Source organism: Pseudomonas abyssi, assembly GCF_003444685.1.
GTDB lineage: Bacteria > Pseudomonadota > Gammaproteobacteria > Pseudomonadales > Pseudomonadaceae > Halopseudomonas > Halopseudomonas abyssi.
This window is the reverse complement of the sequence record NZ_LMAZ01000001.1, coordinates 781,238-807,573: the sequence shown is the minus strand read 5'-3', so window position 1 is coordinate 807,573 and position 26,336 is coordinate 781,238. Positions and strand designations below refer to the sequence as shown.

Genomic DNA, 26,336 nt, shown 5'->3' with positions numbered 1-26,336 from the left:
TACGCTGTCGGCTCCGAGCCGTAGGTGCAGCCCCGACAGAAAATCCTGACCTTTTGATCAACATTACCTTGAGCGCACGCCGACCCAATGGCTTGCACCAACGCTGACCAGTACACGCCTTTTACGCACTTCAAATGCACCATTTCGATAAACATCGCAAAGGTCACCAGCTTCAACGCAAACAAATATTGACCATAAAGACAGCTATTTAGCGAGTCTGCTTGCAAGCAGTCACATGTGGCACCCATTCTGCATCAGCCCGGAGCACAAACCCGATGGAGCGCTCCCGTGACCTTGCCGCCCTGCCCCGACCGTCGCCACACCCAGGTTCTATTTCCGTCCAGCGCCGAGGAAGCCGCCATCCTGGCCTCGCGTCATCAGGCACCCTACCTTGCGGGCGCCAGCGCCGCGCAACTTGGCTGGAGCAAGAACACAGGCTGGCCGGCGAAGGCAATCAGTCTGCACGCACTCGACGAACTGCAAGGGTGCCGGCGCGCAGTGGACCACTGGTCCATCGGTGCCTTGACTCGGCTATCGGAACTGACCAGCAACCGTGCGCTGTGCCGCGAGCTGCCAACGCTGCACGGCGCGCTGCTGGGGGTTGGCGCCCCGGGCATTCGTCACCTTGCCACGCTGGGCGGCAATATTGGCTTTGCAGGCGATCTAATGCCCATACTGCTGGTGCTGGATACCCAGGTGGACTGGATGCAGGGTGCAGGCCCGCTGCACCAAAGCGCCCTCTCCGACTGGTTGTCCCAAGCCCCCGAGCATGCATTGATCACCCGTATTCGCATTCCCCTACCGGGCCCCGGCAGACAGCTGCGCATGGAGAAGTTGGCCAGCCGCGAAGCCTTCAACCCCCCGCTGTTGAACATCGCCAGCAGTTGGCAATGGCAGCCCTTTGCCCAGGCGCACCTGGCTGCCGGCGGCGCGGGTCTGGCGCCGCGTCGTCTGCGCAGTTGCGAGCAGGCCTTCAGCGACGACGCCACTCTGATCCCGACGGCCGCCACCCTGTTGCCGCTGCTTGCCCGTGACCTGCCTGAGCAGGCCGCGCAGCCGCTGCTGCCAATCGCAGCCAATCTTCTGCTCGATCAATGGAGCGCCAGCCGCTTATGAGCACCAACGACTTCACGCCTCGTCAGCTGAACGCCGACAACTTCGCTGATCGCTGGCAACCGCGGCCTGACGCGCGCAGCAAAGCCCGCGGCGAGCAGCACTACCCCACCGACGAGCTGGCGTGGCCTGGGCTGCTACATGGGCGCATCCTGCGCAGCCCTTTCCCCCACGCGCAGATCACCGGCATCAATGTGGACGCCGCACGCGAGCTGCCTGGCGTGCACGCGGTGGTCACCGCAGCGGACATCCCCGGTGATAACCACTATGGCATCGTCTTTCGCGACCAACCGGTGTTCTGCACGGACCGCGTTCGCTACCTGGGCGATGCGCTGGCGGCGGTGGCAGCCGACACACCCGAGATCGCTGCGCACGCGCTCAGCCTGATTGAGGTGCAGTGCACCGAGCTGCCGGTGCTCGGCGACCCGGCCGCCGCGCTGGCCGATGGCGCGCCGCCACTGCATCCCGGTGGCAATCTGCTGGACAGCTCGCTACTGGAGCACGGCGATGTCGAGGCCGCCTTCAAGGCCTGTGCCTTCGTGGTCGAGGGCCGCTACAGCACCCCAAGGCAAATGCATGTATTCATGGAAACCGAGGGCGGTGTGGCGGTACCCGACAACCAGGGCGGGCTGACCTTCCGGGTGGGCTGCCAGAGCGGTCACCGCGACCGCGAGCAGCTGGCGGGCATTCTCGATCTACCGCTGGACAAGGTACGCGTTATCGGTCTGGCGACTGGCGGCGGCTTTGGCGGCAAGGATGAACTGACCATGCAACCGGCAGCCGGTTTGCTGGCCCTGCGCACCGGCCGCCCGGTGCGCATCCATTTTGATCGCCGCGAATCCACTATCGCAGGCATCAAGCGCCACCCGGTCGAACTGGTTGCCCGCACCGGCTGCGGCGCGCAGGGCAACATCCTCGCCCACCAACTGCATGCCGTGCTGGATACCGGCGCCTACGCCACCCTTGGCCCCGCCGTGCTGACCAACCTGACGGACCACGCCGCCGCACCGCTGTATCGCATCCCCAATGTGAAGGTCACCGGCAAGTTGGTCTACACCAACAACAGCGTTGCCGGTGCCTTTCGCGGCTTCGGCGGCAACCAGGCGACCTTCGCCGTGGAGAGTCAGCTGGACAAGCTGGCAGCGGCGGCGGGCCTGCACCCGGCAGAGCTGCGCAAGCGCAACCTGCGTACGCCGGACGACCCGGGCGTCGAGGGTCAGACTCAGCAACAGCCCTGCGATCCACGGTTACTGCTGGATGCCGCACTGGCCTCCCCGCTCTGGGAAAACGCCACAGAGAGCGACCACCGCCGCTGGCTGACCGGTGTCGGTATGGCTCTGGGAGCACAGGGCAACGGGCTGGGCAATGGCCTGCCGGACTCTGGCGGCGCGCGCCTGCACTTGAGCGCAGCCGGTCGCATCGAACTGGCCTTTGGCTTTATCGAGTATGGTCAGGGGGTAATCGCGGCAGCAGAGCATCTGGCCTGCGAGTATCTGGGCTGCGCCCCCGACGACCTGGATATTCGCCTCGGCGACTCCAGCGGCCCGGACTCGGGCCCGACCAGCGCCTCGCGCAGCAGCGTGATTGCGGTAGAAGCACTGCGCCGTTTGCAGCCGCAGTGGCGTGCCGCACTGCAGGATATCGCCGGGCCCCACGCCGACGACCTTGCACCAGGGCGAGGCGGCCTGTGCACACCCAGTGGAGACCTGCGCATCAGCTACGCCAAACTGGCCAAGATGGCTGCACAACGCCCCGTGTTGAAGGTACATTTCGACTTTCCTACCGGCCCGGACGCCACCCCGCGCGGCCGCTACCTGCAACTGCTGATCGCCAGCGTGGCCCGTGTCGCCGTTGACCGACTGACCGGCCGGGTGCGCGTTTTGCAGCTGCATCACATCACCGCCGGCGGCAAGGTCATCCACCCACCCAGCTATCTGGGCCAGATCGAAGGCGCAGCCGTGATGGGCATGGGCATGGCCCTGCTGGAGGACGTCCCCATGCAGAACGGCCAATTCCTGCTCGACAACCTCGACGCCTACCTGATTCCGACCCTGGCCGATACGCCAGAGCAACGGGTGGATGTGATCGAAGCAATCCTCGGCGGCGAATGCTACCCGGTACGCGGCATCGGCGAGCTGGGCATTGAAGCCATCAGCCCCGCCTTGATCGCCGCCATCGAAAACGCTACCGGCGTACGAATGCACAGCCTGCCGGTACGCCCGACAACCCTGCTCACCGCCATGCAGGAGCAACACCCATGAGCGAGCCACGCTTGACCCTGCAGTTCACCGTCAACGGCAGCGAGCAGATAATCCAGGTATCCCCCACCCGGCGCCTGCTCGACATCCTGCGATCAGACCTCAACCTGACCGGCCCGAAAGAAGGCTGCAGCATCGGCCGCTGTGGCGCCTGCAGCGTATTGGTCGATGGCCAATCAACGCCCGCCTGCCTGCTGCTGGCCTGCCAGTTGCAAGGGCGCTCGGTGCAAACCATTGAAGGGCTGCGCGACGAGCCGGTGTTCGAGCGGGTATCCGCCGCACTGGTCAATGCCGGCGCGCTGCAATGCGGCTACTGCACACCGGGTATCGCCAGCACCCTGACCGCCGCCCTGCGCAACAACCCGACAGCTACAGCACAGGAGCTGGAGCAAGCGCTGCAGGGCAACCTCTGCCGCTGCACCGGCTACACCGGCCTGCGCCAGGCGGTTGCCGAACTGGCCCGTACCTAAATGCGGAAGCTACCGACCAATTGCCGCAGCCGGGTAACCTGATCTTCCAGCGAGGCACAGGCCCGCAAGGTGGCCTGCAGATTATCGACACCTTCCTGGTTGAGGGTGTTGATCTCGGTAATATCGACGTTGAGGCTTTCGATGACCGAAGTCTGTTCCTCCGTCGCCGCCGCGACCGATTGGTTCATGTTATCGATATCACCAATGCCGTGGGTAATCTCGGTCAGACGGGTACCCGCCTGACCGGCAACCTCGACACTGTGCTGACTGTACTGCTGACTGTCGGTCATGATGCCGACCGCTGCGCTGGCATCGCTGCGCAGATTCTCGATCATCTCGTGAATCTCGCTTGCCGAGGTCTGGGTACGGTGTGCCAGGTTGCGCACCTCATCAGCAACCACGGCAAACCCGCGCCCGGCTTCACCGGCGCGCGCCGCTTCAATGGCCGCGTTCAGCGCCAGCAGGTTGGTCTGCTCGGAAATGCTCTGAATGACCTCAAGAATCCGGCCAATATCGGTGGTCTTGTGGCTGAGCGCCTGGATCGTATCGCTCGACTCGCTGATCTTGGCCGACAGCTCCTGCATGGCTGTAATCGACTGGCTCACGACCGCCGAGCCCTGCTCCGCGCCCTGCCGGGCCTGACTGGCCTGCGCAGAGGCGTCAGCGGCGTTGCGCGCGATCTCCTGGGCAGCGGCGCCCAACTCGTTAATGGCAGCGGCAACACTGTTGGTGCGGCTGGCCTGTTCATCGGAGCTGGCCATATTGGCGTTGGAGGCGTCCACCACCTGACGCGCAACGTCATGCAGCGCGCCGCTGGTACTGGCCACCTGACTGATCGATTCGTGAATCCGCTGTACAAAGCGGTTGAAGGCACTCGCCAACCGGCCGAATTCGTCCTGACTGGTCACCGGCAGACGGCGAGTAAGATCGCCCTCTCCTTCCGCGATGTTATCCAGCGCAGCGCCCAGCGATACCAGCGGCTTAAGCAGGTAGCGCATCAACACCCCCAGCAGGACGACGATGCCGACCAGCGCGACCAGCACTGCGGTGAGCGCGGAATAGCGGAATTGCGTCAGACTGGCGAACGCCTTGTCTCGGTCAACCGACAGGCCAACATACCAGTCAGCACCCGGCAGCCCTTGTACCGGCACAAAGGTGAGCAGTCGCGACTGACCATCCAGTGACGCCTCGCTTAGCCTGCGCTCGATCTTCGGGGTGTTCTGCGGATACACCTCGCTGAGGGTTTTCATCTGCAGGCTGCTGTTGGGGTGTACCAGAATGGTCCCGTCGCGACTCACCAGAAAGGCGTAGCCCAAGCCGTTGAAGTCGAGGGTATTGATGATTTGCGATACCGCAGCAAGGCTCAGGTCGCCGCCCACCACATCGTTGCCCGCAGGGGTTGCGATGGTCATGATCAGCACGCTGGTTGCAGCATCAACATAGGGACTGGTGAGTACCGTCTTGCCGCCCTCGCGCGCCGCCTTGAACCAGGGGCGTGTCCGTGGGTCATAGCCTGCCGGCATCTCGGCATCCGGGCGCATGGTAAAGCCGCCATCGGCGCCACCCAGGTAGCTGAACTCGAAGGTCTGCGCCAGAGTTCGCTGCTCCAGTAACGGCACCAGCCGCTCAGCGGGCTCGCTTTGCAGGTTCTGCGCAAGGTTCTCCAACAGCAGGATGCGGCCCGACAGCCAATTGCTGATGTTATCTGCCGTTAGCGTCCCGGCATCACTGAGATAGGTGTCCAGGTTAGCCTGCAAGGTGCGGCGCTGGAGGTAGTCGTTATACACGGAAAAAGCGGCAAAGGCGGCGATCACCACCAAACACGCTGCCAAGAGAATCTTTTGATTGAAGCTGAGTTTGGCCGGCATCGGGGTTTTCCTCGAGGAAGGAGCCAGTCTTGGGGAAGTACGTCCGCTGTATCGTCCCGATGGGCAAAAACTTTATCGCCGCTGCCCGCCCTTCCAAGAATAGGTGACCCGAACAGGCTCTGCCAGCAAAGGGCTATCACTTGCCGAATGCAGCCCGTCCATCATCCAGCAGGCATGTCGCATCCAGCTGCCAGAGCCAGCGCAAGCCACGCAACAGCAGATAGAAAAACAGCAACGGCAGAATCAAGGTGCGCAGCACGAACAGCGTCATCACCTGCAGCACGCTGTCGACAGCATCATCCAGCGCCTGCTTGATCGCCAGATAGGTCTGCGGATCGCCCACCTTGGCCAATTGCTCGCCAAAGCCGCGCCAGCTGGAATCACTGTCGGGTAGCAACGCCGAGCGCTCCTTGAGCACCTGCTCGCGCTGCTGTTCGACCTCGCTCAGCTCCTGACTGATACGCTGATAGCTGCTGCGCAGCAGCGCCAGCCTGTTCGCAGCGTCCTCCCTGGCCGGCACCTCGGCAAGGGGGTTGAGGCGCTCAGACCAATCGAGCTGCTGTTCCAGGACGGTTAGCGCCTGGCGCTGCTCGCTGATTGCCCTGCCGGCGTCACGCTGGGCGACGATCAGTCGGCTACGTTGTTCGTCGAGCATGGCTAACTGACTGTCCAGCGCATGCCCTGCGGCTGAGCCACCAAGCAGCGCGGCGTCGGCATTGGCGTCAGCGCCAAGCACCTCAACCTCCCCAGGCAGGCGATCCAGCACAGCAATTTGCTCTCGGCTCTGCTGCGCGAGGTACCAGCGATCCACTTCACCGTTGACCAGCACCACCGCCACCAGCACAAAGCGCAGAAAGGCAATGGCCAGAAACAAGCGCAAGAACAGCCCTGCGTGGCGCCCGCCGCGCACCCAGAGCGCAGCGCCCAGCAGCACGGCGGAGAGCGTCAGCAGCCACTTGAAGACCGTTTGCCCCACCAGCCCAAGCAGTATTTTCTGCGCCAGCAACGAGCCGATGGCCCATTGCATGAGGTAGGCGTACTGTTCGATCAGATCATTGAACGGATCCAGCATTTCGCCCAGCGTGACGGCCACGCCGCCAAACAGGCTGAAGCTGATGGTGGTGGATTGCAGAACAGAGATAAGCGCGTTGAGTGCGCGGGCAGAGGCAAAGGCAACCGAGGCCTGCAACAGCGAGGCGTCCAGGTGGGCTGCGGAGCTGCGATCTCCCTGCCCGAGCCACGACAGCAGCACCAGCAGCGTAACGACCAGCAACAGCAGCAGGCGGCGTTGCCCGCTGCGCTCTTTCAACACCTTCATAACCCGCCCTCTGCCGCCCCCGTCTGCCCGCAGCATAGCAGGCAGACGGGGGCGTTCGGCAGGGATATGTCTAGATGATCCGCGAGAAGCGCTGCTGGCTCAGCTCGCTCTGATAAGCGTCGAACAGCATGCAGATGGAGCGCACCAGCAGCCGCCCTGCCGCCAGCACCCGAATACCGCCAGGCGTCAGGATAATCAGGCCGTCGCGCGCCATCTGCTCCAGCATCGGCAGGCAGCCGGCAAAATACTCGTGAAAGTCGATGCCAAAGCGCTGCTCGATATCATTGAAGCTGAGGCTGAAATGACAGATCAGCTGACTGATCACCGCGCGGCGAATGACATCATCGGTGTGGCACACCAGCCCGCGCTGGGTTGCCAGCTGGTCCTGCTGCAAGGCTTGTTGATAGGCCTTGAGGTCAGCCGAGTTCTGGCTGTAGAGGTCTCCTACCTGGCTGATCGAGGACACCCCCAACCCGATCAGGTCGCAATGACCGTGGGTGGTGTAGCCCTGGAAGTTGCGCTGCAGCTCGCCGTTTTCCTGCGCCACGCTCAGGCTGTCATCAGGCAGGGCAAAGTGATCCATGCCGATATAACGGTAGCCTGCGTCCATCAGTTGGCGCACGCTGTTCTCAAACATCTCCAGCTTCTGCGCCGGCGCCGGCAAGTCAGCGCTGTTGATGCGGCGCTGCGGCATAAAGCGCTCGGGCAGATGCGCGTAGTTGAAGACTGACAGGCGGTCGGGCTTTAGCTCGATAATCGCCTCGACCGTGCGGGCAAAGCGCTCAGGCGTCTGCTTGGGCAGGCCGTAGATCAGGTCAATATTGATCGATCGATAAGCCAGGGTGCGGGCCGCATCCATGACCGTTTGAGTCTGTTCCAGTGACTGCAGGCGATTGACTGCACGCTGCACCTCCGGGTCCAGATCCTGCACCCCAAAGCTGACCCGGTTAAACCCCAGCTCACGCAACAGGCCCATGGTCGCCCAATCCGCCTCGCGGGGGTCGATTTCGATGCTGTAGTCAGCGATATCATCATCGTGCAGGTTGAAGTTGCGGCGCAGCGCCGCCATCAGCTCGCCCAGCTCCTGATGGCTGAGAAAGGTCGGTGTACCACCGCCAAAGTGCAACTGCTCCACCAGCTGGTCCGGCCCCAGATGGGCGCTGACCAGCTCCATTTCGCGTTCCAGACATGCCAGATACTCGCGAGCACGACTGCGGTCCTTGGTGATGACCTTGTTGCAACCGCAGTAGTAGCAAATGTTGGCGCAGAACGGGATGTGGACATACAGCGACAGCGCGCGGTTAGCGGCGCGACTGGCGTCGACGGCATGCAGAAAATCCAGCGGTTTCACACCATCGTGAAACTGCACCGCGGTTGGATAGGAGGTGTAACGCGGACCGGCGTGGTCGTATCGACGAATCAGGTCCGCATCCCAGCGAAGGGTAGGCAGCATGGGGGCTCTCCAGAGGGTAGCTAGCTTGCCTACAGCCTACGCGCGCCCCGCCGGAGAGTTGTTGATCAGTGTCAATAAGCAGGGGCGGACTGAGGCGGTACCCATGCCGCACCTGGCTCAGCCGCCGGTCGCGTTCATAAAGCGCAGCACCTGAACCTCGCCGTCCACGCTGAACTCATGCCGCGCCGGCTTGTACAGCAGGGCACGTTCCAGCGCCTCGCGCACCGGGGCATCGTCGCCCGGGTGCTGACGCAGCGGGCGGCGCATATCCAGCGCATTCTCATGCCCCAGACACAGCAACAGACGCCCTTCGGTGGTCAGGCGTACCCGATTGCAGGTATCGCAGAAGTTGTGTGAGTGCGGCGAGATAAAGCCGATCCGGCTGTCGGGGTAACCCTCGACCCGCAAATAGCGCGCGGGCCCGCCGCTGCTCTCGGTGCTGTCGAGCAGTCGATAGCGCTCGCTCAGCATGGCCCGCACCTCGTCGCTGGAGCAATAGGCCTCCCCGCGCTCGCGCCCTACTTCGCCCAGCGGCATCTCTTCGATAAAGGTGATGTCCAGCCCGCGCGACAGCGCATACTCGGTCAGCGCCGGCACCTCATCGTGATTGCGCCCCTTGAGCACCACGGTATTCAGCTTGATCCGCTCAAAGCCGGCCGCACGCGCGGCTTCAATACCATCAAGCACCTGCTGTAATTCGCCGGTGCGGGTAATGGCTTTAAATCGCTCAGGATCCAGGCTGTCCAGGCTGATGTTAAGGCGCTTTACCCCGGCTGCGGCCAGCGGCTCGGCCAGTTTTACCAGCTGCGAGCCATTACTGGTCATCACCAGTTCACGCAGCCCGGGCAGCGCGCTGATGCGCGCGCAAAGGTCAACAATGCCGCGCCTGACCAGCGGCTCTCCGCCGGTCAGACGAATCTTGCGCACGCCCAGGGAAACAAACAGCCGGGCCAGCCGCTCGATCTCTTCGAGAGTCAGGATCTGCGCGCGGGGTAAAAAGGTCATGTCTTCGGCCATGCAGTAGACACAGCGGAAGTCGCAGCGGTCGGTCACCGACAGCCGCAGATATTCGATACGCCGGCCCAGGCCGTCCTGCAGGCTCATGAAGACTCCCCCGGTGATTGCCAGCGGCTCAAAGCCTGTTCATCGCTGTGCTTGGCGTCGACCCAGCGCTCTCCCTGCGGCGTGCTCTCGCGCTTCCAGAACGGGGCGCGGGTTTTCAGGTAATCCATGATGAAGGTATTGGCCTCGAATGCAGCCTGACGATGAGCACTGGCCACACCGACAAAGACGATAGGCTCACCCGGCTCCAGCTGTCCGACCCGATGCAGCACGTGGACCTCATGCAGCAGCCAGCGCGCCTGGGCCTGCTCGACGATGTCCGCAAGGGCTTTCTCGGTCATGCCCGGGTAGTGCTCCAGCCACATGCCGCTGACCGGATCACCATCGTTGAAGTCGCGCACATAGCCGACAAAGCCCACCACCGCACCCGTGCCACGGTGATCGGCATGCAGCTGGTTCAGCAGCTCGCCCGGATCGAAGCTGGCAATCTGCACGTCAATTCGCATATCAGCCTCCGGTCACCGGCGGAAAAAATGCCACTTCATCGCCGTCAACAACCGGCGTAGACAGATTGCAAAGCTCCTGATTGCGCGCACACATCAGGCGTTGCTCGGCCAGCACCTGCCACGCTTCACCCCGCGCCAGCAGTCGGGCACGGACGTCTTCCAGCGTACGCAGCTCGGCATCCCAGGGCATTTGCTCGGCGTCACGCCCCAGCACATCCCGATAACGGGCAAAAAACTGCAACTGAATCATGTACCCGACTCCTGCAGGTGGTAGTCACCACTCTTGCCACCGGACTTGTGCAGCAGGCGCGTCTGCTCAATCACCATGCCCTTGTCTACTGCCTTGCACATGTCGTAGAGCGTCAATGCGGCGACGCTGGCCGCTGTCAGCGCCTCCATTTCGACCCCGGTCTGCCCGGCCAGCTTGCAGCGCGCCTGAATGTGCACCGCATCCGGCGGCACTGGCGTCAGTTCGACCTTGACGCTGGTCAGCATCAAGGGGTGGCACAGGGGAATCAGATCAGAGGTTTTCTTGGCAGCTTGAATGCCGGCGATACGCGCCACGGCCAGCACGTCACCCTTGGGGTGGCCGCCAGCCTGGATCAACTCCAGTGTTTCAGGCTGCATGCGCACCCTGGACTCGGCCACCGCCTCGCGGGCCGTCACAGCCTTGGCGGTCACATCAACCATGTTCGCCCGCCCTTGTGCGTCCAGATGAGTCAGCATACAGTTAATCTCCGAGGTAACCTGCGTCTACTTTACTGCAATAGGCGTTGGCGCAGAACCGCACGGCCCCAAAACGGTCACATGCAGCACGCATGATCGACACCCCAGCACCGAGCCGGCTCATATAGCGAAAAGCTATTCAGGATTTAGTTGAAATTTATTTTAAGTATTTAGCCCAGGCGCATACCATTGCACCTGTCTTCTCAACCACCGACGAAACGACTCACAAAGGAGTTCTACATGTCCGTTATCAATACCGAAATCAAACCGTTCAAGGCGTCTGCATTCAAAAACGGCGAGTTCTTCGACCTGACTGAAGCCGACGTTAAAGGCAAGTGGGCCGTCTTCTTCTTCTACCCGGCTGACTTCACCTTCGTTTGCCCGACCGAACTGGGCGACGTTGCCGACTACTACGACGAGCTGCAGAAAATGGGCGTTGAAGTGTACTCGGTCTCCACCGACACCCACTTCACCCACAAAGCCTGGCACGACAGCTCCGAAACCATCGGCAAGATCAAGTACGCCATGATCGGTGACCCGACCATGCAGATCAGCCGCAACTTCGAAGTTCTGCGCGAAGATCAGGGCCTGGCTAACCGCGGCACCTTCATCATCGACCCCGAGGGCGTGATCCAGGCTGTTGAAATCACCTCCGAAGGCATCGGCCGTAACGCCGAGGACATGGTTCGCAAGGTCAAGGCCGCCCAGTACATCGCTGCCCACCCGGGTGAAGTGTGCCCGGCCAAGTGGAAGGAAGGCGAAGCCACTCTGGCTCCCTCCCTCGACCTGGTAGGCAAGATCTAAGATCGGCCTGATGACCCGGCCCGCTGCGCAGCCTCAGGCGCGCAGACGGCGGGCCGGGTTTTTTATGCCCAGAATTTGACTCTTATTCAAAAGGACACGCACATGTTGGACGCTAACCTGAAGAAGCAACTGGACACGTACCTGCAGCATATCGTTAACCCGATTGAAGTCAGCGTGTCCACCGATGACAGCCCCAAGGGCAAAGAATTGCATGAGCTCGCGGTCGAGATCGCCGACATGTCCGGCAAAATCGGCCTCGTAGCCAACCAAGACAAGCGCACCCCGAGCATGGGTGTCGGCCCAGCCGGCGAGACGCCGCGCATTCGCTTCGCCGGTATCCCGATGGGCCACGAGTTCACCTCACTGGTACTGGCGCTGCTGCAGTCCGGCGGTCACCCGTCCAAGGCCGATCCGGCCCTGCTGGAGCAGATTCGTAACCTGGACGGCGAGTTTCACTTTGAAACCTACATCTCGCTGTCCTGCCAGAACTGCCCGGACGTGGTCCAGGCGCTGAACCTGATGGCGGTACTGAACCCCAACATCACTCACGTGATGATTGACGGCGCCCTGTTCCAGGATGAAGTCGACGAGCGCCAGATCATGGCCGTGCCGTCGGTATACCTGAACGGCCAGCCCTTCGGCCAGGGCCGCATGACCCTCGCCGAGATCGTCAACAAGGTCGACAGCGGCGCGAGCAAGCGCAAGGCCGCCGAGCTGAGCGAGAAGGCCCCCTACGACGTACTGATCGTTGGCGGCGGCCCGGCGGGCGCCTCTGCTGCTATTTACGCTGCGCGTAAAGGCATCCGCACCGGCATCGTTGCCGAGCGCTTTGGCGGCCAGGTGATGGATACCGTCGGCATCGAGAACTTCATTTCCGTGCCCTACACCGAAGGCCCCAAGCTGGTTGCCAGCCTGGAGCAACACGTCAAGGAATACGACGTCGACGTGATCACCGAGCAGAAGGCCACCAGCCTGGAGACCGGCGACTATGTCGAGATTGGCCTGGAGAGCGGCGCGACCCTGCGCAGCCGTTCTGTCATCCTGGCGACCGGCGCGCGTTGGAGAGAAATGAACGTGCCCGGCGAGCAGCAATACCGCGGTAAGGGCGTGGCCTACTGCCCGCACTGTGATGGCCCGCTGTTCAAGGGCAAACGCGTCGCCGTGATTGGCGGAGGCAACTCCGGCATCGAGGCTGCGATTGACCTGGCGGGTATCGTCGAGCACGTCACCGTGCTGGAATTTGCCGACACCCTGCGCGCCGACGAAGTGCTGCAGCGCAAGGCGCGCTCGATGAGCAATATCGAGATCATCAAGAGCGCGCAAACCACCGAAGTGCGTGGTGACAGCAACAAGGTCGTGGGCCTGACCTACAAGGACCGCCTCACCGAGGAGCTCAAGCAGGTGGACGTTGCCGGTATCTTTGTCCAGATCGGCCTGGTGCCCAACACCGAATGGCTGAAGGACAGCGAGCTAAACCTGACCCGCTTTGGCGAGATCGAGATCGACGCGCGTGGTGCGACCAACCTGAACGGCGTATTTGCCGCGGGCGACGTCACTACCGTGCCGTTCAAGCAGATCATCATCGCTATGGGTGCTGGCTCGACCGCCTCTCTGGCCGCCTTCGACCACCTGATCCGCACGCCGGATCCGGCCCAGGCAGAAGCAGAGGAAGCCGTCGCCGAGGCCTGATACAGGCCCTAGGGCCGCAAGAAGAAACGGGCAGCATAAGCTGCCCGTTTTCTATTTAGTCGCCAGCCCAGAAGCTGTCCAGACTCTTGAACGGCCATTGCTCCGGGTCTTCTCGCCCGATAATGCGCTCCGGCTGCCCCGCCTCGGCCAGATCGATCAGCGTGACCGGCACCGCCTGCCGGAGCGTTGCCGAATAGAACACCCGCACACGCGGCAGCAACAGCGCAGTCGGGTTCTGCTCAACCACCACGCCCAAGCGTCCTGAGGTCAGGCGCACCAGCGAGCCAACCGGGTAAATACCGAGCATGCGGACAAACAGCTGAAACAGCGTGAGGTCGAAGTGCCCTTTCCAGCTGGCCATCCGGCTGAGCGACTCAGACGGATCCCAGCCTGCTTTATAGGGCCGGTTCGAAGTGATGGCGTCATACACATCGCAAATGGCGCCCATGCGCGACATCAGGCTGATATCCTCACCAGCCAGGCGCTCCGGGTAGCCGGTACCGTCCATTTTTTCATGGTGGTGCAGACACACATCCAGCACGGCCGGGGGTACGTCCTGCCACTCCTGCAGCAACTTGTACCCTTCCATGGGATGTTGACGCATGATGTCATACTCCTCATCCGTCAGACGGCCAGGCTTGTTCAGCACAGCCTCCGGCATCACCGCCTTGCCCAGGTCGTGCAGCAGGCCGGCCATACCAGCATCACGCACGGTCGCTTCATCCTGATCCGCAGCGCGTGCCAGGCCGACCATCAGCGCGGCCACCGCCACCGAGTGCAGGTAGGTGTATTCATCCTTGTGCTTGATGCGCGCCACGCTGAGCAGCGCATGGGGGTTGCGCGCCAGCGAGCGGTTCATATCCTCGACCAGATCCAGCAGACCCTCACCGTCCAGCGCCTTGCCCAGACGTACTTCCTGGAACATGCTGCGCACGGCTTCCTTACCATTGCGGAAGATCGCCTTGGCTCGTTGCAGCTCACCTTCAAAGCTGACTGCAGCGGTCGACGCGCCGGCAACCTCCGCGCTCTGACGCTCGGTGACCGGCACCGGGTCGGCTTCAACGGCTTGCTTGGGGAGTTCGGCAGCTGCCTCGGTCAGTTCGCCCGGGGTCCAATCGGCGCCCTTGCCGGTATCTATCACCACTTCGGTGATCGGGCTTTTCAGGATGGTATCGAGTGTCTTGTCGTCCTCGATCAGCACCTTGCGGGTCCAGAACGGGTGGTCCAGCCACGACCCGCAAAACTGATCAACAAACATGCCCTTACGCAGGGCGGCAGTCGGAATTTTTTTGAGCATGTTCGGTTACGGCCTGGAATGATTGTAGGTGCCGTGCTTCCGTACCCACGCATCGACACACCATGGCGTGTCCTGCGATTGCTTCCCTCGCTGTGATGACAATATGCCACCCGGCAAGAAGCTTTGCCAAGTCTGTCAGCCAGACCAGGCCAGGCCATTCGGCACGGAGCAGCAGCAGGGCTAGTCGGAATCGGCCGGCAGCTCGGAAAAATCGGCGCCCATCTCCTCCGTCAGCTCGGCAGGATCAAAACGCAACAGACAGCCTTCTCCCAGAGTGGGTGGAAGGCTGGCCGCGCCGGCTGCCAGCGGGCTGAGTTCGTCGTCATCATTCACTTGGGCGCACCGTGCTCGTTGTAGGTCTGCATGGCGCGCAGAATGTCGCGACGGCTGATCTGCCCGACCAGCTTGCCCTCATCGATCACCGGCAGGCGCCGACGACGCATGGTAATGAAATGCTCCGCTGCCTTGACGATGTCGGCGTCGGCGTCGATGGTCTCGACCACCACCGTCATGACCGAGGCCACACTGCCGCCAGCCTCCTCAAAGTAGCTGCCGGCCAGAATACCTTTCAGGCAGTCGCCTTCAGACAATAGCCCGACCAGATGTCCATCGGCGTCGAGCACCGGGGCGCCGGAAATGCGATGGGCCAGCAGGCGGTCGATGGCACGAAACAGGTCCATCTCGGGGGAAAAGGTGACCAGGTCCGTGGTCATGTAGTCGCGCACTTTGACGGATTTGAGCATAAAGCCTCCTGTAAGGGGTGCTGACGCCTCGACACTAACGCCAGCAACACGAACGTCCCTCTACAGCTTAGCTGAACACCACCGTCTTGTTGTCGTGAACCAGCACGCGATCTTCCAGGTGATAGCGCAAGCCACGCGACAGCACCATCTTCTCGACGTCCTTGCCCAGACGCACCATGTCCTCGGCGTTGTTGCGATGGGTGATGCGCACCACGTCCTGCTCGATGATCGGTCCGGCATCGAGTTCTTCAGTGACATAGTGGCAGGTGGCACCGATCAACTTGACCCCACGTTGCGCAGCCTGGTGGTAGGGGCGCGCACCGACAAACGACGGCAGAAAACTATGGTGAATATTGATAATGCGATGCGCATAACGCTCGCACAGCGCCGGCGGCAGAATCTGCATATAGCGGGCCAGTACAATACATTCAGCCTGCTGTTCATCAACCAGGCGGGTAACTTCGGCAAACGCCGGTTCTTTGTCTTTCGGGTCCACCGGTACATGGTGGAAGGGAATACCGTGCCACTCGACCATGCTACGCAAGTCATCATGATTGGAGATGACACTACTGATCTCGCAGTCCAGTTCGCCGCTGTGCCAGCGATGTAACAAATCTGCCAGACAGTGAGACTCGCGACTGGCCATCAAGACCACTTTCTTGCGTACTGCCGAGTCACTTACCCGCCAGTCCATTTGAAACTCTCGGGCAATCGGCGCAAAGGCAGTGCGCAGCCCCTCCAGATCAAACGGCAGGGAGTCGGCACGGATTTCATGGCGCATGAAGAACCAGCCGGACAGGTTATCCGAGTGGTGATTGGCTTCGGTAATCCAGCCGTTATAGGTTGCCAGTACGTTACTGACCTTGGCGACGATGCCAACCCGATCCGGGCAGGCGATTACCAGCCTGAAAGTGCGCATTTGCTCTCCTGTAGTGTGCGGTATTCAAAGGACGTTGCCCGTACCTCTTGGGGGCATAAATCGGGCCGCGCCATTCTACCCTGTTGCCCCCCGTTGCGGGCGGACTAATTCGGTCAGCAAAGCGTCAGCGAGCGCAACGCAAAGGGCGACCCGACATTAACGCCGTTTGATTTGCGGAAACGCTGCCGTGCTTCCCCGTCAGCAAAACAAGGCAAGAAATGACTCAACAAACATGAAAATGCCGATTGTGGCACGTCCGGATATAAAACAACTTATTGTAGGTTGAGCAGGCTTAACCTATTATTCTTTTGTCCTGATTATCAAACTAGACATAAAGGAAACTTCCATGTCCATGCTGCAAGATTACCGAAACATTGAGGCACAGATCCGCGAACTTAAAGAGCGTCTGGACTCGATGTCTAATGATGACAAACTTAAGAAAGAAATCGAGTTCGAAGAAAAGCTGCGCAGCCTGATGGGTCAGTACAACAAGTCCCTGAAAGATGTTGCCGCCATTCTGGACCCGGACAACAAACTGGCCGCTCCCAAGGGCAAGGCCGCTGGTGGCGCCAAGCGCGCACGTAAAGTAAAGCAGTACAAGAATCCGAACACCGGCGAAGTCATCGAAACCAAAGGTGGCAACCACAAGACACTGAAGGCCTGGAAAGAAAAGTACGGCGCCGACACTGTCGAGTCCTGGGTCACCATCCTGGGTTGATAGCTGCAGCACTAAAAAAACCCGATGCCCGCGCATCGGGTTTTTTTATTTGCAAAATATTGCCGCACGCTGAGCGCACGGCACGCTCAGGCCGTGGCGATGCCCAGCAACGCGGCCTGCTCCAGGCCGTAGGCCCGCCAACTGGCAAGCAGCGCTTGCTGCGCCGCATCCAGGGTTGGCAACAGGGCATCAATCTCCTGCAGGAAAACCGGCAGGGTGACAGGCGCTCCCGGGGCGGCGCCTGACAATCTGGCGGCGCACCAGGCCAACCATTGCTGGCGCTCCTCGGCGTTCAGGCTATCCGGGAAGTTGCGTGCGCGATAACGCGGCAACATATCCACCAGCCGCTGATCCCGCAACGGCCAGCGCATCGCCCCCAGCGCCGCACCATCGGCCTCGCGTATGGCTGTCATTAGCCGGCGATCGGCATCACTGAGAAACCCATCGTACAGTTGTACCTCAGCATCCTGCTCGGCGCTGTCAGCACCGGGCTGCTCTCGATAAATCTCGGCCAGGGTTCCCTGCCCCTGCTCACGCCAATGCGCCAGTTGCTCGGCACGCGCCAACAGCAGAGGCATATCCAGCTGCAGCCGCTCTATATCTGCGGGCAACAGCACTTTGGTGTCCGCCAGCACGGGGCATTTGTTGATGTGAACCAGCTTCAGGCCGGGACGTACCTGACCTTCCGGCAGGTCTTCGGTACGCGTATACAGCCGCTCGCGTACCTGCTCTGGTGCCATATCGGTCAGCGCCGCCGGATCAGCAGCCAGATCATAGACAATCACCGCATTGCGGTTGACCGGGTGCCAACCGAGCGGCAGCACCAGCGATAGCCCGCTGCGCTCGCGGCCAAAACGGCCGGACACGTGCACCAGCGGACGCACCTGCTGCAGATCGATGAATTCCGCCACCCGGCGCTTGTCACGCAAGCCCAGCAGGTAATCAAACAGGCGCGGCTGCGCGCGCTTTAGCAGGCGCGCCATGGCAATGGTGGCGCGCACGTCGGCGAGGGCATCGTGAGCCTGGCCGTGATCGATGCCGTTGGCGGCAGTCAGCAGCTCAAGACGCAGACTGGTAAAGCCCTCCACCTGCGGCCATTCGATACCCTCGGGACGCAGCGCGTGTGCCGCACGCAGGGCATCGAGCAGGTCCCAGCGGCTGTTGCCGCCCTGCCACTCACGTGCATAGGGGTCATGAAAGTTGCGGTACAACGAGAAGCGCGTCATCTCATCGTCAAAGCGCAGGTTGTTGTAGCCGACACTACAAGTCCCGGGCTGCATCATCTGCTCATGCAGGCGCTGGATAAACTCCGCTTCCGGCAAACCGTTGGCCAGTCGCTGCGGCGTGATGCCGGTGACCAGACACGCCTGCGGGTGCGGCAGCACATCTGACGGCAAGCGCGCATCAATACACAGTGGTTCGCCCACTTCTTCCAGTTCGGCGTTGGTTGCCAACCCGGCCACCTGCACCGGTCGATCACGCCGCGGGTCAATGCCGGTGGACTCAAAGTCGTACCAGAAAAAGCGCTTGCTCATGTCTCCCCCTGCAGGCAAAGCGGCAGGGTAACGCACCTGAGCACCTCAGGCACCCGCAAAGTCACCGAACGTGAAGTAGCGCTGCAGGGCTGTGGTGAGGCCGGCGAAGGCTTCGCGGTTGTGACTGATACTGAAACCGCAGTCGTAATGACCGGGCGTGACATCGGCCCGGCACCAGCGGCTGCGGGCCCGAAATCGAATGCAGCGGGGGTACTCCTTGGCGCTCATCTCGGGCAGATGTAGCTCCAGGTGATATTCCTCGTTAAGCATGACCGGCACCGCACAGAGCAGCATGATGCCGTGCGAGGACAGATTACCGATGTAGCCAAAGGGGCGACCGGTCAGGCTGTTGTAGACCGCCAGATAAGCGCTTAACTGATGCCGCGGAATACGCCGCTGCTCGGGGGCCGGGGCCGGGCCGGAGTCGGGAAGCAGTTGCATGTCAGCATTGCTCCGCTATCTGTTGGCGAACTGCCGCTTCGGCCTCACGCACGCGCGCCGGGCTGACCTCTACCCGTTTGCCCTGCGCGTCCTCTTCATACCAGTAGGTACGGCGCTGGAAATCAGCCAGACGCTGTTGCAGTTGCCGGCAGCGCGCCGCCTGCTGCTGCCGCCGCTCGGCCAACTGCGCATTGCGTTGCTCCCGCTCGGCCGTACGCACCTCAAGCAGCCGCTGCATATCGGCCTCACCGTCTCGCATGCGCTGATCACGCTCAATCACCTGCGGGCGCACTTCCACCGTTTCAGCACCCGGACGTGGACGCTCGCCAAAGTGCACCTGCCCGTTGGCATCCACCCAGCGGTAGATTTCTGCCTGCAGCGGCAGGCTGAGGCCACAGCAGGCCAGTAGCAGCGCCAGGATGCGCATGGTGAGCTAACCCCGATTGGACAAAACAGATCTCTGAGCATAGCGGACGGCCACTATCCAGCCAAGCGTTCAATCCTCAGCGCGCGGCGGCACTGGCCGGGCCGGATCGTAGTGCCCGAGCTGCCGCAAGGTTTCCAGCCGGGCCGCCGCGCGGTAGCTGTATTCGCTGGCGGGATAGCTGTCGAGCATGAAGCGATAGATCTGAATAGCATCCAGATACAGCGACTGCCGTTCCAAACACTGGCCACGCAGCAGAGAGACCTCGGGCTGCAGATAGGGCCTGGCCCGAATCGCCCGTTCGGTGCGCGACAGCTCGGCAATCACCCGACTACAGTCGCCTTCGGCATACGCCTTATAGGCCTCATCAAGGTGATCATTGTAGGCCGTGGACGCACACCCGCTAAGCAGCGCAGCCAACGCCGGGTAGAGCCAGAATCTGTTCATATTTACCTCCGCTAATGGCCCTGTATCGGCAGCTGCGCGCCGTTCTGCAGCAACCCGTGCGATGACCCAGATCAGTGCAAAACCCGGCAGGCTTCGCTAGGCTAGAGATTCCCGAACCAGAGCCTTGGACAACAGGAGTCAGCTGTATGGATATTCGCCACATTCTGGTCGTCATCGACGCCTCCCGCGAGGAACAGCAACCCGCCCTGGAGCGCGCAACACAGCTGCTTGAGCATTATCAGCAGGCCAGCCTCACCCTGATGCTCTGTGACTACATCCCGGCGCTGGATGGCGGCATGCTGTTTGAGTCGCATGCGCTGGAAAAAGCACGCCAATCCCTACTTGAGCATCACACCAGCTATCTGGAAAAGCTGGCGGCACCGCTGCGTTCCCAGGGCGTGCAGGTCGACATCACAGCAATCTGGGGTAAGCGCCTGGACCGCCACGTGCTGCGCGAGGTACAGGCGCGCAAGCCGGATCTGGTGCTCAAAACCACCCACCAGCGCAATCCGCTCAAGCGCCTCCTGCTGAGTGCCGCCGACTGGCAACTGATTCGCTACTGCGAAGTGCCGCTGTGGCTGGTCAAGCATGGCGAGAACCCGCTGAAGCAGCTATGCGCCAGTGTCGACCCGCTGCATAGCGCGGACAAGCCAGCCGCGCTGGACAACAAGCTGATTGCCTGTGGCCATGAACTCGGCCAACAGCTCAACGCGCAGCTGCACCTGGCCCATTGCTACACGCCGCTGCCGCGCACCATGGTGTTCGACGCCAGCGTCATTGCCGACTACGAGGGCTATGCCAAGGATGTGAAGCAACATCACGCTACGGCGTTCAGCCAGTTGGTCGCGCGCTCGCCTGCCGATGGCGCCGCCACGCACCTGCTTGAGGGAGACCCGGAAGAGGCACTGCCAGGCTTTGTCGAAGAGCAGAAGATTGACCTGCTGATCACGGGCGCCGTATCACGCTCACGGCTGGAAAGCGCATTGATCGGACACACCGCCGAGCGCCTGATCGACGCAACGCCCTGTGACCTGCTGATTCTCAAACCCGACGGGTTTGTCGATCCCAGCAAGCCATAAGGCTCGGTCGCGCCGACATCAATCGACGCGTTGGTCGGCGGCGACGGCCGCCTGCACCAGCGCCGTAATCTCCTGCCAGCGCCCCGCCGCGATCAGCTGCGGTGGCGCTATCCAGCTGCCGCCCACTGCCATCACATTCGGCTGAGCCAGATAGGCGCCGAGGTTGTCGGCAGTGATCCCGCCGGTGGGGCAAAACGCAGCGTCGCGGAACGGGCCGGCAAAAGCTTTGAGCAATCCAACGCCGCCCGCAATTTCCGCCGGAAACAGCTTGAAGCGCCGGTAACCCAGACGATAGCCCTGCATCAGCTCGGATGCTGTGGCAATGCCCGGCAACAACGGAATCAAACCATCGCGGCCAGCTTCCAGCAGTTCCTCGGTACAGCCCGGCGTAACCACAAACGCCGCGCCGGCAGCCTGTACCGCGGCAAACTGGCTTGCATCCAGCACCGTGCCGGCGCCGATTGTCAGTGTCGGGCGCTCTGCGCGCAGCAGCGCAATAGCGTCGATCCCGAGGGGCGTACGCAGGGTAATTTCCAGGGTGTTCACGCCGCCCGCGCTGAGGGCATCGGCCAACGGCAGCACATCCGTCAGGCGCTCAATATTAAGCAGCGGCAACAGGCGGCAGTCTGCAAACAGACTGTCAAGCAGGCGGGTCTTTTCGGGCAGCGACATCAGTGTCCTCAGGCTTGGTCCGAGCAATAGTGAATCTCCAGCGGCGCACGCAAGAACGCCGCTATCGGGCAATCCGCCGGGTCGCGCTCCAGCGCCCCGATCAACACCTGCAGTTTCTGCTCACCGCTGATCGCCAGTAGCTGGCGGCGCGCGGAGTGTAACGCACGCCCGGTGAGGGTCAACCTCGGCGACTCATCCGCCGCCAAGGTCGCCGCGCACACCGTGCCGACGTCGGGTTGCAGCCATTCGCTGACCCGCGGCTGGCCAGGAAACAGCGAGGCGGTGTGGCCATCAAGCCCCATACCCAGTACCGCCACATCCAGCGGTTGCCACTCAAGCAGCATCGTCCCCGCCACGGCTGCATCCTGCACAGGGCTTAGGCCCCGATACAACGGCAGCCAGTGCACGCGATCAAACACTGGCTGCAGATGTGAGCGCAACAGCCGCTCGTTACTATCAGGTTGATCACTGCCCACCCAGCGCTCATCGACCAGGGTGAGCTTGATGTCCTCCCAGTCAAGCAGCTGGCATGCCAACGCATCCAGAAAAGGGATCGGACTGCGCCCGCCCGACAAGGCCAGCTTTGCCTCGCCGCGCAACACCAGCGCCTCGCGCAGGGCCGCCGCCACCGTCTCGGCCAACCCTTGCGCGTGCGCCGCCGAGGACGAGGTCTCCACCCAGGCAACGCCACGCTGACGCAATGCCGCCAGCCATGCGCGGCTCACTGGTCAGCCTCATGCAAACCGGTGGTAAAGACGCTGGCACCCAGCTCGGCCGAGCTGGCTTGTGCGCGCATGAACGCAAACAGCTCACGCCCCCAGCCCCGACGCACCGTCTGCGGGCAAGTAGCCAGCTCGCGCTGCTGCCAGTCAGGGCCATCGGCCTGTACCTGCAGCGTACCCGCGTCGGCATCCAGGCTCAGCACGTCGCCGTCTCGCAGCCGCGCGATCGCGCCGCCCTGCAGTGCCTCGGGGCACAGATGGATGGCCGCGGGCACCTTGCCCGAGGCGCCGGACAGACGGCCGTCTGTCACCAGAGCCACCCGGTGCCCTTGATCCTGCAGCACGCCGAGATAGGGCATCAGGCGATGCAGCTCGGGCATGCCGTTGGCTCCCGGCCCCTGAAAGCGCACTACGGCGACTACATCCCGCGCCAGCTCACCGGCCTGAAAGGCGGCAACAAAGCCCTCCTGGCTATCAAACACGCGACAGGGCGCCGTCACCTGCCGATGCGCCGACGCCACCGCCGACACCTTCACCACGCCCCGGCCCAGTTCGCCGTCGAGCATGCGCAAGCCGCCATCGGCGGCGAAGGGTGCGCTAACCGGCCTCAGCACGTCGCCATCCAGACTCGCCTGCGGACCGTCGCGCCAGGCAAGCTCGCCATTGTGCAGGTACGGCTCCTGGCAGTAGCGCGACAATCCGCTACCGGCGACAGTCTGTACATCCTCGTGCAGCAAGCCCGCCGCCAACAGCTCGCGGAACAGCCAGGCCGTGCCGCCCGCGGCCTGAAACTGGTTGATGTCGGCCTTGCCGCTGGGATAGATGTGCGCAAGCGTCGGCACCACCCGCGACAGGTCAGCCATATCCTCCCAGCGCAACTGCAACCCGGCCGCCTGACCGATGGCAACCAGATGCAACGTCAGGTTGGTCGACCCGCCGGTGGCCAGCAGCATGACCACGGCGTTGATCAGCGCGCGCTCATCCAGCACCTGACACAGGCGACCCTCCCCGGCCCGGGCCAAAGTCACCGCAGCCTTGGCCGCGGCCTGGCTCAGCGCGTCACGCAACGGCGTATCCGGGGCCACAAAAGACGCCCCCGGCAGTTGCAATCCCATGGCTTCGAGCAGCATCTGGTTGGTGTTGGCGGTGCCATAGAAAGTACAGGTGCCGGGGCTGTGGTAGGACGCGCTTTCAGCGGCCAGCAGTTGCTCGCGATCCACCTTGCCCTCGGCGTACAACTGCCTTACCCGCACCTTCTCGCTGTTTGGCAAGCCGCTGGGCATGGGGCCGGACGGCACAAAGACGACGGGCAGGTGACCAAAACGCAGGGCACCGAGCAACAACCCCGGCACAATCTTGTCGCAGATGCCAAAGCACAGCACGCCATTGAACATGTTGTGCGATAGCGCCACCGCCGTGCCCATGGCAATCACGTCACGGCTGGCTAACGACAGCTCCATGCCCGGCTCGCCCTGGGTGACACCATCGCACATGGCTGGCACCCCGCCCGCCACCTGGCCGGTGGCGCCAATGCTGCGCAGGTAGTCGCGCAGCAGCTGCGGATAGCGCTCGTAGGGTTGATGGGCTGACAGCATGTCGTTGTAGGCGCTGACCATACCGATATTGACCTGGTCGATCATGCGGATGCGTTGCTTGTCCTGCGCAGAGCAGGCCGCCATGCCGTGCGCCAGATTGCCGCACGACAGACCGCTGCGCCCGGCCGGTGCCTGCGCCATCTGCGCCAGATACGCTGTCCTGGAGAGGCGGCTGCGCTCGCGTAACCGCTCTGTTACCGCTCGTACTTCGGGGTGCATCGCTACCACTCCATTCGCCGTCAACCTACCCGTCTAGGGCCATTATGGTCTATTGTATGGCGCAGCAAAAACCCACCGCACAAGGACCATCGCATGTCACTGCGCCGCACCAAGATCGTCGCCACCCTCGGCCCCGCCAGCAGTAGCCCGGAACGTATCGCCGAGCTGATCAACGCGGGCATGAACGTGGCACGACTGAATTTCTCCCACGGCAGTGCCGACGAGCACCGCCAGCGCGCCCGCCTGGTCCGCGAGATCGCCGCAGAGAACGGTCAGCACGTTGCCTTGCTCGGCGACCTGCAAGGCCCCAAGATTCGCATCGGTCGCTTCGCCGACGGTCCCATTTCGCTGGACGTCGGCGATCACTTCCGTCTGTCCACCAGCCACGGGCTGGAAGACGGCAACCAGGACATCGTAGGCCTGGACTATCCGGATCTGGTCAAAGACTGCCGCGCCGGCGACGAGCTGCTGCTCGATGACGGTCGTGTGGTTCTGCAAGTTGAGAGTGTCGGCCGCGACGAAGTCCGCTGCCGCGTGACCACCGGCGGCCCGCTGTCCAACAACAAGGGCATCAACCGCCGCGGTGGCGGGCTGTCTGCCGCAGCGCTGACCGACAAGGACCGTGCCGACATCAACCTCGCAGCCGAGCTGCAGATGGAGTACGTCGCCGTCTCCTTCCCGCGCGATGCCGCCGACATGGAGCTGGCGCGCAAGCTGTTGCGTGATGCCGAGTCCGACGCCTGGCTGGTGGCCAAGATCGAACGTGCCGAAGCGGTTGCCGACGACGCCGCGCTGGATGGTCTGATCCAGGCAAGCGATGCCGTCATGGTTGCCCGTGGCGACCTGGGCGTAGAGATTGGTGATGCCGAGCTGGTCGGCATTCAAAAGCACATCATCAGCCGCGCCCGCAAGCAGAACAAGATCGTGATCACCGCCACCCAGATGATGGAGTCAATGATCACCAGCCCGATGCCGACCCGGGCCGAGGTATCCGACGTTGCCAACGCCGCGCTGGATTACACCGACGCAGTCATGCTGTCGGCCGAAAGCGCCGCCGGCGACTATCCGGTTGAGGCCGTGCGCGCCATGAGCCGCGTCTGTGTTGGTGCAGAAAAGCAGCCGGTCAGCAAAAAATCCGGCCATCGCCTGTATCAGACCTTCGAGCGCTGTGATGAAACCGTGGCCTTGGCCGCCATGTATGCCGGCAACCACTTCCCGGGCGTCACCGCCATCATCACCCTGACCGAGAGCGGCTATACCCCACTGATCATGTCGCGCATTCGCTCGCATCTGCCGATCTTCGCGCTGTCGCCCAACGCCCAGACACTGGGTCGGGTCACGCTGATGCGCGGCGTGCAGGCCATCCCGTTCAACCCGGCGGAACTGCCCTCCAGCGAGATCAATCAGCAAGCGGTCAACCGTCTGCTGGCCGCCGGCCATGTGCAGCCCGGTGATTGGGTCATTCTGACCAAGGGCGATGTCTACAACTCCCGTGGCGGCACCAACTCGATGAAGCTGCTGCACGTGGGCGAAGAGCTGGTGTAACAACCCGCTGGCATCGGCGTCTTCTGGTGGTCACCACCAAGGACCCGATGCCATGCTTTCTATCCTGCTGCCGGCCCAGCGCCTGCTGGACCGCACCCAAACCCTCGACTTTCTCGCCCCATTGCTGATCCGCCTGTATCTGGCACCAATCATGTGGATGGCCGGCACCCGCAAGCTCGCCCATATCGACTCGACCATCAGCTGGTTTGAACACGGCCTCGGCCTGCCCTTCCCCGAGTTTCTGGCCTGGCTGGCCACTCTCACCGAAATCATAGGTGCGGTATTCCTGCTGATCGGCTTTGCCACTCGCTGGATCAGCATCCCGCTGATGATCACCATGCTGGTAGCGGCCTTTGCCGTGCATTGGCCCTACGGCTGGCCAGCCATCGCAGACCCAAGCTCGTTGTTTGCAAACGAACGCGTCGCGGCCTCCGCCGAGAAGCTCGCACGCGCCAAGGCACTGCTGCAGGAGCACGGTAATTACGACTGGCTGACCAGCAGCGGACGCCTGGTCATTCTCAACAACGGTATCGAGTTTGCCGCCACCTACTTCATTCTGCTGCTGAGCCTGTTCTTTACTGGCGGCGGGCGCTGGGTGAGTGTTGATTACTGGCTGAGACGCAGGTTCGCGACCGTCTGAACCGGCGCATTGCACGAGGCAGAGGCCCCCTCGCGCAGACGCTGCGCCTTCGCCGCCCTACCGCGCAGTCGCG

The 26,336-nt window shown here is 62.5% G+C and carries 27 protein-coding genes and 1 pseudogene; 9 read left to right on the top strand and 19 right to left on the bottom strand.

Annotated elements, in window-relative coordinates:
- Window positions 1–288 precede the first annotated feature (288 nt).
- Genes ASB58_RS03795 through ASB58_RS03785 form a run of 3 tightly spaced genes read left to right on the top strand, consistent with a single transcriptional unit; the run spans window position 289 to window position 3,841 of the window.
- On the top strand, window positions 289–1,116 hold the full coding sequence (locus ASB58_RS03795; RefSeq protein WP_181977857.1) for an FAD binding domain-containing protein: 828 nt from the start codon (window positions 289–291) through the stop codon (window positions 1,114–1,116).
- Complete coding sequence (locus ASB58_RS03790; RefSeq protein WP_181977856.1) at window positions 1,113–3,374, top strand: xanthine dehydrogenase family protein molybdopterin-binding subunit; 2,262 nt, start codon at window positions 1,113–1,115, stop codon at window positions 3,372–3,374. Before ASB58_RS03795 ends, ASB58_RS03790 begins: the two co-directional genes overlap by 4 nt.
- Window positions 3,371–3,841, top strand: coding sequence for a (2Fe-2S)-binding protein (locus ASB58_RS03785; RefSeq protein ID WP_118129384.1), 471 nt, complete (start codon window positions 3,371–3,373; stop codon window positions 3,839–3,841). Before ASB58_RS03790 ends, ASB58_RS03785 begins: the two co-directional genes overlap by 4 nt.
- Here the strand turns inward: ASB58_RS03785 and ASB58_RS20495 are convergent.
- From ASB58_RS20495 to moaC, 8 genes and pseudogenes are all read right to left on the bottom strand, one after another.
- Window positions 3,838–4,602 (bottom strand): methyl-accepting chemotaxis protein, encoded by a 765-nt coding sequence (locus tag ASB58_RS20495; RefSeq protein ID WP_425221166.1) that lies wholly within the window; start codon window positions 4,600–4,602, stop codon window positions 3,838–3,840. The genes ASB58_RS03785 and ASB58_RS20495 overlap by 4 nt on opposite strands.
- A 90-nt stretch (window positions 4,603–4,692) precedes the next feature.
- A pseudogene (locus tag ASB58_RS20490) lies at window positions 4,693–5,709 on the bottom strand (HAMP domain-containing protein); the annotation flags it as partial.
- 136 nt (window positions 5,710–5,845) lie between these two features.
- Entirely contained in the window at window positions 5,846–7,027 is a 1,182-nt protein-coding gene (locus ASB58_RS03775) for a hypothetical protein (protein ID WP_118129382.1), read from the bottom strand.
- A gap of 70 nt (window positions 7,028–7,097) precedes the next feature.
- Window positions 7,098–8,480 (bottom strand): oxygen-independent coproporphyrinogen III oxidase, encoded by a 1,383-nt coding sequence (hemN, locus tag ASB58_RS03770; protein WP_118129381.1) that lies wholly within the window; start codon window positions 8,478–8,480, stop codon window positions 7,098–7,100.
- A gap of 117 nt (window positions 8,481–8,597) precedes the next feature.
- Entirely contained in the window at window positions 8,598–9,584 is a 987-nt protein-coding gene (moaA, locus tag ASB58_RS03765; protein WP_118129380.1) for a GTP 3',8-cyclase MoaA, read from the bottom strand.
- Window positions 9,581–10,048, bottom strand: a complete 468-nt coding sequence (gene moaE, locus ASB58_RS03760) for a molybdopterin synthase catalytic subunit MoaE (RefSeq protein ID WP_118129379.1) — start codon at window positions 10,046–10,048, stop codon at window positions 9,581–9,583. Before moaE ends, moaA begins: the two co-directional genes overlap by 4 nt.
- 1 nt (window position 10,049) lies before the next feature.
- Window positions 10,050–10,298, bottom strand: coding sequence for a MoaD/ThiS family protein (locus ASB58_RS03755; RefSeq protein WP_096003637.1), 249 nt, complete (start codon window positions 10,296–10,298; stop codon window positions 10,050–10,052).
- Window positions 10,295–10,774, bottom strand: coding sequence for a cyclic pyranopterin monophosphate synthase MoaC (moaC, locus tag ASB58_RS03750; RefSeq protein ID WP_118129378.1), 480 nt, complete (start codon window positions 10,772–10,774; stop codon window positions 10,295–10,297). The genes ASB58_RS03755 and moaC overlap by 4 nt, the downstream gene beginning before the upstream one ends.
- A 240-nt stretch (window positions 10,775–11,014) precedes the next feature.
- Between moaC and ahpC the strand changes: the two genes are divergently transcribed.
- Both ahpC and ahpF read left to right on the top strand, forming a co-directional pair.
- Window positions 11,015–11,578, top strand: a complete 564-nt coding sequence (ahpC, locus tag ASB58_RS03745; protein ID WP_096003635.1) for an alkyl hydroperoxide reductase subunit C — start codon at window positions 11,015–11,017, stop codon at window positions 11,576–11,578.
- Window positions 11,579–11,680: 102 nt separating this feature from the next.
- Window positions 11,681–13,267, top strand: coding sequence for an alkyl hydroperoxide reductase subunit F (gene ahpF, locus ASB58_RS03740; protein ID WP_118129377.1), 1,587 nt, complete (start codon window positions 11,681–11,683; stop codon window positions 13,265–13,267).
- 55 nt (window positions 13,268–13,322) lie between these two features.
- Here ahpF and ASB58_RS03735 read toward each other — a convergent pair whose 3' ends face one another.
- The 4 genes from ASB58_RS03735 to purU form a co-directional block, all read right to left on the bottom strand.
- Window positions 13,323–14,564, bottom strand: coding sequence for an HD-GYP domain-containing protein (locus tag ASB58_RS03735; RefSeq protein WP_118129376.1), 1,242 nt, complete (start codon window positions 14,562–14,564; stop codon window positions 13,323–13,325).
- 180 nt (window positions 14,565–14,744) lie between these two features.
- Window positions 14,745–14,897 carry a hypothetical protein gene (locus ASB58_RS19995; RefSeq protein ID WP_165771217.1) on the bottom strand — a complete coding sequence of 51 codons (153 nt, stop codon included), beginning with the start codon at window positions 14,895–14,897 and terminating at the stop codon, window positions 14,745–14,747.
- Window positions 14,894–15,307 (bottom strand): CBS domain-containing protein, encoded by a 414-nt coding sequence (locus ASB58_RS03730; RefSeq protein ID WP_083726938.1) that lies wholly within the window; start codon window positions 15,305–15,307, stop codon window positions 14,894–14,896. Before ASB58_RS03730 ends, ASB58_RS19995 begins: the two co-directional genes overlap by 4 nt.
- A gap of 67 nt (window positions 15,308–15,374) precedes the next feature.
- Window positions 15,375–16,226 (bottom strand): formyltetrahydrofolate deformylase, encoded by an 852-nt coding sequence (gene purU, locus ASB58_RS03725; RefSeq protein WP_096003632.1) that lies wholly within the window; start codon window positions 16,224–16,226, stop codon window positions 15,375–15,377.
- A gap of 346 nt (window positions 16,227–16,572) precedes the next feature.
- Between purU and mvaT the strand changes: the two genes are divergently transcribed.
- Window positions 16,573–16,944, top strand: a complete 372-nt coding sequence (gene mvaT, locus ASB58_RS03720; RefSeq protein ID WP_118129375.1) for a histone-like nucleoid-structuring protein MvaT — start codon at window positions 16,573–16,575, stop codon at window positions 16,942–16,944.
- A gap of 86 nt (window positions 16,945–17,030) precedes the next feature.
- Here the strand turns inward: mvaT and sbcB are convergent, their stop codons facing one another.
- The 4 genes from sbcB to ASB58_RS03700 form a co-directional block, all read right to left on the bottom strand.
- Window positions 17,031–18,479: an exodeoxyribonuclease I gene (gene sbcB, locus ASB58_RS03715; RefSeq protein ID WP_118129374.1), complete on the bottom strand. Its 1,449-nt coding sequence runs from the start codon at window positions 18,477–18,479 to the stop codon at window positions 17,031–17,033.
- Between the two features lie 45 nt (window positions 18,480–18,524).
- Window positions 18,525–18,920, bottom strand: a complete 396-nt coding sequence (locus ASB58_RS03710) for a PilZ domain-containing protein (protein WP_096003629.1) — start codon at window positions 18,918–18,920, stop codon at window positions 18,525–18,527.
- A 1-nt stretch (window position 18,921) separates the two neighbouring features.
- The gene (locus ASB58_RS03705) at window positions 18,922–19,347 is read right to left on the bottom strand and encodes a DUF4124 domain-containing protein (protein ID WP_096003628.1); all 426 of its coding nucleotides are present in this window, start codon (window positions 19,345–19,347) and stop codon (window positions 18,922–18,924) included.
- A 69-nt stretch (window positions 19,348–19,416) separates the two neighbouring features.
- Window positions 19,417–19,791, bottom strand: a complete 375-nt coding sequence (locus tag ASB58_RS03700; RefSeq protein WP_096003627.1) for a hypothetical protein — start codon at window positions 19,789–19,791, stop codon at window positions 19,417–19,419.
- A 146-nt stretch (window positions 19,792–19,937) separates the two neighbouring features.
- Here ASB58_RS03700 and ASB58_RS03695 point away from each other — a divergent pair, with 146 nt between their 5' ends.
- Window positions 19,938–20,870, top strand: a complete 933-nt coding sequence (locus ASB58_RS03695) for a universal stress protein (protein ID WP_118129373.1) — start codon at window positions 19,938–19,940, stop codon at window positions 20,868–20,870.
- A gap of 18 nt (window positions 20,871–20,888) precedes the next feature.
- Here ASB58_RS03695 and eda read toward each other — a convergent pair whose 3' ends face one another.
- The 3 genes from eda to edd are packed head-to-tail and all read right to left on the bottom strand — an operon-like array spanning window position 20,889 to window position 24,078.
- Entirely contained in the window at window positions 20,889–21,542 is a 654-nt protein-coding gene (gene eda / locus ASB58_RS03690) for a bifunctional 4-hydroxy-2-oxoglutarate aldolase/2-dehydro-3-deoxy-phosphogluconate aldolase (protein WP_118129372.1), read from the bottom strand.
- Between the two features lie 8 nt (window positions 21,543–21,550).
- Complete coding sequence (gene pgl, locus ASB58_RS03685) at window positions 21,551–22,267, bottom strand: 6-phosphogluconolactonase (protein WP_118129371.1); 717 nt, start codon at window positions 22,265–22,267, stop codon at window positions 21,551–21,553.
- The gene (gene edd, locus ASB58_RS03680) at window positions 22,264–24,078 is read right to left on the bottom strand and encodes a phosphogluconate dehydratase (RefSeq protein WP_118129370.1); all 1,815 of its coding nucleotides are present in this window, start codon (window positions 24,076–24,078) and stop codon (window positions 22,264–22,266) included. The genes pgl and edd overlap by 4 nt, the downstream gene beginning before the upstream one ends.
- Window positions 24,079–24,171: 93 nt before the next feature.
- On the opposite strand from edd, the gene pyk reads away from it, so the two are divergent.
- Together pyk and ASB58_RS03670 are read left to right on the top strand one after the other, a co-directional pair.
- Window positions 24,172–25,623 carry a pyruvate kinase gene (gene pyk / locus ASB58_RS03675; RefSeq protein ID WP_096003622.1) on the top strand — a complete coding sequence of 484 codons (1,452 nt, stop codon included), beginning with the start codon at window positions 24,172–24,174 and terminating at the stop codon, window positions 25,621–25,623.
- Window positions 25,624–25,675: 52 nt separating this feature from the next.
- On the top strand, window positions 25,676–26,263 hold the full coding sequence (locus ASB58_RS03670) for an HvfX family Cu-binding RiPP maturation protein (protein WP_096003621.1): 588 nt from the start codon (window positions 25,676–25,678) through the stop codon (window positions 26,261–26,263).
- Window positions 26,264–26,336 lie beyond the last annotated feature (73 nt).

Bases quoted from the DNA above. Each gene is read 5' to 3' on its own strand.
- ASB58_RS03790 (WP_181977856.1), top strand. From the start codon at position 1,113: ATGAGCACCAACGACTTCACGCCTCGTCAGCTGAACGCCGACAACTTC.
- ASB58_RS03785 (WP_118129384.1), top strand. From the start codon at position 3,371: ATGAGCGAGCCACGCTTGACCCTGCAGTTCACCGTCAACGGCAGCGAG.
- ASB58_RS20495 (WP_425221166.1), bottom strand. From the start codon at position 4,602: ATGGCCAGCTCCGATGAACAGGCCAGCCGCACCAACAGTGTTGCCGCT.
- ASB58_RS03775 (WP_118129382.1), bottom strand. From the start codon at position 7,027: ATGAAGGTGTTGAAAGAGCGCAGCGGGCAACGCCGCCTGCTGCTGTTG.
- hemN (WP_118129381.1), bottom strand. From the start codon at position 8,480: ATGCTGCCTACCCTTCGCTGGGATGCGGACCTGATTCGTCGATACGAC.
- moaA (WP_118129380.1), bottom strand. From the start codon at position 9,584: ATGAGCCTGCAGGACGGCCTGGGCCGGCGTATCGAATATCTGCGGCTG.
- moaE (WP_118129379.1), bottom strand. From the start codon at position 10,048: ATGCGAATTGACGTGCAGATTGCCAGCTTCGATCCGGGCGAGCTGCTG.
- ASB58_RS03755 (WP_096003637.1), bottom strand. From the start codon at position 10,298: ATGATTCAGTTGCAGTTTTTTGCCCGTTATCGGGATGTGCTGGGGCGT.
- moaC (WP_118129378.1), bottom strand. From the start codon at position 10,774: ATGCTGACTCATCTGGACGCACAAGGGCGGGCGAACATGGTTGATGTG.
- ahpC (WP_096003635.1), top strand. From the start codon at position 11,015: ATGTCCGTTATCAATACCGAAATCAAACCGTTCAAGGCGTCTGCATTC.
- ahpF (WP_118129377.1), top strand. From the start codon at position 11,681: ATGTTGGACGCTAACCTGAAGAAGCAACTGGACACGTACCTGCAGCAT.
- ASB58_RS03735 (WP_118129376.1), bottom strand. From the start codon at position 14,564: ATGCTCAAAAAAATTCCGACTGCCGCCCTGCGTAAGGGCATGTTTGTT.
- ASB58_RS03730 (WP_083726938.1), bottom strand. From the start codon at position 15,307: ATGCTCAAATCCGTCAAAGTGCGCGACTACATGACCACGGACCTGGTC.
- purU (WP_096003632.1), bottom strand. From the start codon at position 16,226: ATGCGCACTTTCAGGCTGGTAATCGCCTGCCCGGATCGGGTTGGCATC.
- mvaT (WP_118129375.1), top strand. From the start codon at position 16,573: ATGTCCATGCTGCAAGATTACCGAAACATTGAGGCACAGATCCGCGAA.
- sbcB (WP_118129374.1), bottom strand. From the start codon at position 18,479: ATGAGCAAGCGCTTTTTCTGGTACGACTTTGAGTCCACCGGCATTGAC.
- ASB58_RS03710 (WP_096003629.1), bottom strand. From the start codon at position 18,920: ATGCAACTGCTTCCCGACTCCGGCCCGGCCCCGGCCCCCGAGCAGCGG.
- ASB58_RS03705 (WP_096003628.1), bottom strand. From the start codon at position 19,347: ATGCGCATCCTGGCGCTGCTACTGGCCTGCTGTGGCCTCAGCCTGCCG.
- ASB58_RS03700 (WP_096003627.1), bottom strand. From the start codon at position 19,791: ATGAACAGATTCTGGCTCTACCCGGCGTTGGCTGCGCTGCTTAGCGGG.
- ASB58_RS03695 (WP_118129373.1), top strand. From the start codon at position 19,938: ATGGATATTCGCCACATTCTGGTCGTCATCGACGCCTCCCGCGAGGAA.
- eda (WP_118129372.1), bottom strand. From the start codon at position 21,542: ATGTCGCTGCCCGAAAAGACCCGCCTGCTTGACAGTCTGTTTGCAGAC.
- edd (WP_118129370.1), bottom strand. From the start codon at position 24,078: ATGCACCCCGAAGTACGAGCGGTAACAGAGCGGTTACGCGAGCGCAGC.
- pyk (WP_096003622.1), top strand. From the start codon at position 24,172: ATGTCACTGCGCCGCACCAAGATCGTCGCCACCCTCGGCCCCGCCAGC.
- ASB58_RS03670 (WP_096003621.1), top strand. From the start codon at position 25,676: ATGCTTTCTATCCTGCTGCCGGCCCAGCGCCTGCTGGACCGCACCCAA.